The sequence below is a fragment of the Serratia sp. PF-27 genome (assembly GCF_030053255.1).
GTDB classification, from domain to species: domain Bacteria; phylum Pseudomonadota; class Gammaproteobacteria; order Enterobacterales; family Enterobacteriaceae; genus Serratia; species Serratia bockelmannii.
Map to the genome: position 1 here is coordinate 1,151,557 of NZ_JASGBT010000015.1, position 4,599 is coordinate 1,156,155.

Annotated in this window: 2 protein-coding genes and 1 pseudogene; 2 read left to right on the forward strand and 1 reads right to left on the reverse strand. The window is 44.7% G+C overall.

Annotated features, from left to right (window positions below; all coding sequences use genetic code 11):
* Positions 1-70: 70 nt before the first annotated feature.
* Positions 71-436, reverse strand: a pseudogene (locus tag QMZ29_RS10265) (transposase); the annotation flags it as partial.
* Positions 437-1,171: 735 nt separating this feature from the next.
* On the opposite strand from QMZ29_RS10265, the gene QMZ29_RS10270 reads away from it, so the two are divergent.
* Positions 1,172-2,608 carry a glucose/sorbosone family PQQ-dependent dehydrogenase gene (locus QMZ29_RS10270; protein ID WP_282995239.1) on the forward strand — a complete coding sequence of 479 codons (1,437 nt, stop codon included), beginning with the start codon at positions 1,172-1,174 and terminating at the stop codon, positions 2,606-2,608.
* Positions 2,609-3,275: 667 nt separating this feature from the next.
* On the forward strand, positions 3,276-4,599 hold a 1,324-nt coding region (locus tag QMZ29_RS10275), incomplete at its 3' end, for a TonB-dependent receptor domain-containing protein (protein ID WP_283225768.1).

Genomic DNA, 4,599 nt, shown 5'->3' on the forward strand with positions numbered 1-4,599 from the left:
GCAGGTCAGCCTTATTCGAATTAATCCCGCAATAGCTCCATTTGTTTTTCTTCCCATTGCTCTTTCCTATCTGATGCTTCATGTATCGCCTGATAATGCCTCGTTTACCCCAACTGTATTGACAAAGTATTTCCTTGCTCAAGAATGGCTGCTCCGCAGTTTTTTTTGACATGTGTGGGGAACGATTATAAAGAGGGAGTACATTGCGTCAAGTCAGGACGTCTATTAACGATCGAAATCGATAGCTTTGGTAGAAATATCATAAGATGATATACATAATCTGTGTGAATATTTACCTCTAATGTAGCGCTTACAGCGTTGCATGCTAAAGAGTATATGAATTGTTCGATAAGGTTATTTGCCTATCTTTTCGATGCGTATTTTTATATCGATACCTCGGCGTCCATGCCAAGTGATATTTGCTAAACCAGAACACATTTGATGAGCTTTCGTATTAATTCATTTTTTGATTTCTTTCTTAATTGTGGCTAGTGAATATGAATATTTCTGCATGGGGTTTCTTCAGGTTAAAGTCTCACGCGAACAATAGTTGTTCCCAAGGTGATGGTTTGAGACGAGTATAAAAATGCTGGATAAAACGGAAAGTAGTAGAAAAATAAACTCTATAAACCTACGGCATTATATGTGTAAAGTAGCAGAAAGAAATGAGAGTCAATATGTTGAAGAAAATGGCTATGTCAGAATGAATATAACCAATGTACCAGTATGAATGCCTTTTAACTGGATGATTCTGAGGTGGCTTGTCTATAATAAAATGTAAATACTAAATACATTAAGATTTTTACCAAAGAACGGTGGTTTACCACAAGATAATCACAGAACTTTCAACTAAGATTTTGTTTGAGTTGTTATGATTTTTAGTGTTAGTTTTAGCTTTCTTTTTTTTCTTATTCCCATTTGGAATAAAAAATAATGAAAACAAACAAAATAAACCATTAAAATGAATAAAAAAACAAAAAAATAACTGTTTTTGTAATTTTTTTAACAAATTTTTACTTGTCAAGTTAAAAATTAAATTTTGTCTTCAAGCTTGTATTCAAATTCGCCAATTGACGAGGTTTATTATTTTATTAATAATTATTTCGTGGTGCTTTGTTTGGTTGCTTTCTGTAACTAAAATCATTAAATCAAGAAGGTTAAGGAGATGGGTATGACTAAAGTAAAATCAATCATTAAAATTGTAGCGCTATCTTTGGGAGCAGCAACTGTATTTAGCTCTTTCGCTGATATCCATTCTAAAAAAATCCAAAAGTCCAGTCCTTCTACTATTGTTCAAGCTAACGAGTCGTTCCGCGCTTATGTACTATCGACCGGTTTGGATGCCCCGTGGGATATGGTATGGGGGCCGGATGGTTATTTGTGGGTAACTATACGCAAAGAAGCGTCTATTGTTCGCATTAATCCTAATTCTGGTGAAAAAAAAGAGGTCATATCTCTAAGAGACAAAGCATTTGTTGGCCCTCAACATGAGGGATTATTAGGCCTGGCATTATCTCCAAGTTTCCTTAAAGAGGGGGGGGATAATTATGTCTATACCGCTTATACTTATAAAATGGGTAATAAGGAATACGCGAAAATTGTTCGCCTCGAATATGATCTCAAAACGCATACGTTGAGTAATGAAACAGATGTACTTGCCGGTTTCCCTGCTGGTGATGACCACAATGGTGGACGACTGCGATTCGGACCAGATGGAAAACTGTATTATTCCATTGGTGAACAAGGTCATAACCAAGGTGCTAACTATTGCAAACTCATCGATGCCCAACGCATTCCTACCGAGGATGAACTGAAAAACAAAGATTATTCTGCCTATGCGGGTAAAGTGCTGCGCCTGAATGTGGACGGTACCATTCCGGAAGACAATCCGATTATCCAGGGTATTAAGAGTCATCTCTTTACTTATGGTCACCGTAATCCGCAAGGCTTGGTTTTTGTCGGTGATATGCTCTATAACTCGGAACAAGGTCCTTCCTCGGACGATGAATTGAATAAGCTGGAGGCAGGCGGAAATTACGGTTGGCCGCATGTTGCTGGCTTCCGTGACGATCAAGCCTACGTTTACGCTAATTATTCCGCCGCCAAAGATTGCGCCTCCGTGAAGTGGGATCCCAACCATATTCCGACGGGAGTGCCGATACAGAAAGAAACCGAATGGAACGCGCCGGATTTCAGAGCGCCGCTGAAAACGTTCTTCACCGTCAAAGACGGATATGCCTATAACAATAGCAATTGCCCCGCAGATTCGTCTTACATCTGCTGGCCTACCATTTCCCCTTCCAGTATTACTTATTACCCGGCTGATGGTGTGATCAAAGCATGGCGAAATTCTCTGATCATCAGTTCTATGAAAAATGGTGCTCTTTATCGCGTTCCTTTAACGGCGGACAAACAGGATGTCCAAGGGGATATTATTAAATATTTCCATACGGCGAACCGTTACCGCATGGTTTTAGTTAGTCCCGATACCCGAAAAATTTATGTCGCCACGGATAACTTCGGCAATGTGATGGATGAAACTAATCATCCAACTCATGACCTGAGCAATCCTGGTTCCATCATAGTTTTCGAATATATCGGTAAGTGATTTTTTATGCACAGGTACTTGCGGTGCCTGTGCTACTTTATAGTTTCTCGTCAAGGGTGATAAACTAGTTAATGAAAGGAGGGGCGTTAATAAATTAATTGTAATTTTATTTACACCAATAATAAAATCAAAACCATGAAATACTTGAGTTTTCTATAGGGTTTTGGTTTGTGGTTGATATTATTGAGTTTAAGGATGTTTTATTTCTTGAGTTAATAGCTTTTGGCTTGAGGTTAACTTCTTCGTTGGATTGTTTTTGGGTTGTACTACTTTGTTTTTTATTTGAAATGTTTTTCGCTCTCTTACTTTTTTAGTTGATTTGTTTAAGGCCTCATGAAGCGGTAATGTAAAGTGCCTTAATTTAAACTTACAGGGCGCTAAGGAACGGTTTCTTACAAAAATTGTACTTGAGTCATTTGTATGGTTTTTTATAATCATCACTAAGATATCTTGATGAAATGGCGTTGAGAATAAAGTAATATATTTAGTGTATTATGATAAATATGCAAATGATGTTGAAGTAAATGTTATTTTAATATCATTTTAATTGCTAACTTTGATAGGGCTATGGCATTGGTCCCCTTTCAATACAAAGAAATGGATTTATTTCATGACCAATAAGAAACTCGCCGTGCTGACCCCGGCTGCAATGTTATTGCTACAGCCTATGTTCGCCAGTCAGGCGCTGGCGGCAGAAAATAATGAAGAAAAAAGCGACACCCTGGTGGTAATGGCGCAACCCACCGGATTGACCGAGCTGGGATCGCCGGTCTCCGTCAGCGTGATCGACGGCGAAGACCTGCGCAACGCCGCGCCGCAGATTAACCTGTCGGAAAACCTCGGCAGCGTGCCGGGCCTGCAGCTTCAAAACCGGCAAAACTATGCGCAGGATCTGCAGCTGTCGATACGCGGGTTCGGCAGCCGTTCGATGTTCGGCGTGCGCGGCGTGCGCATGTACGTCGACGGCATTCCCGCCACCATGCCCGACGGTCAGGGGCAAACCTCCAATATCGACATCAATTCCGTCGAACGCATCGAGGTGTTGCGCGGCCCCTATTCCGCGCTGTATGGCAACGCCTCGGGCGGGGTGATCAATGTTGATACGACTACCGGCACCCAGCCGCCGACGCTGGAGGCCGGCGGCTATTTCGGCAGCGACAACACCTGGCGCTACGGGGTGAAAGCGACCGGCGCCACCGGCGACGGCACCCAGGCCGGCGACGTCAACTACGTCATCTCCGGCACCCGCTTCAGCACTCAGGGCTACCGCGATCACAGCGCCGCGCGGAAAAACCTCGGCAACGGCAAGCTCGGCGTGCGGCTGGACGACGTCAGCACCCTGATGCTGATGTTCAACAGCGTCTCGATTGACGCCGGCGATCCGGGCGGCCTGACCGAAGCGGAATGGAAGGAAAACCCGCGCCAGGCGCCGCGCGCGGATCAATACAACACCCGCAAATCGCTCGATCAAACCCAGGCCGGCCTGCGCTATCAACGCCAGATGAGCGAGCGCGACGAACTGACGCTGACCGCTTACCACGGCGAACGCCATACCACGCAGTACCAATCGATCCCGATGGGGCCGCAGCTCAACCCCACCCACGCCGGCGGGGTGATCGTGCTGGAAAGAAAATATCAGGGCATTGACACTCGCTGGAAGCATGAGGATACTCTCGCATCGTTACCGCTAACACTGATCGGCGGTCTGGATTATGAAACCATGACCGAACGCCGCCAGGGGTTCGAAAACTTTATTCTGCGAGACGGCACTGTGGACTACGGCGAGAAAGGCGACCAGCGGCGCAACGAGAAGAACCGTATCTGGAACCTGGATCCTTACCTGCAAACCTCCTGGCAACTGACGCCACACTGGACGCTGGACGCCGGCCTGCGCTACAGCACGGTCAGCTTCGACTCGACCGATTACTACATCACGCCGCGCAACGGCGACGACAGCGGCAGCAAACGCTACCACCAGTGGCTGCCGATGG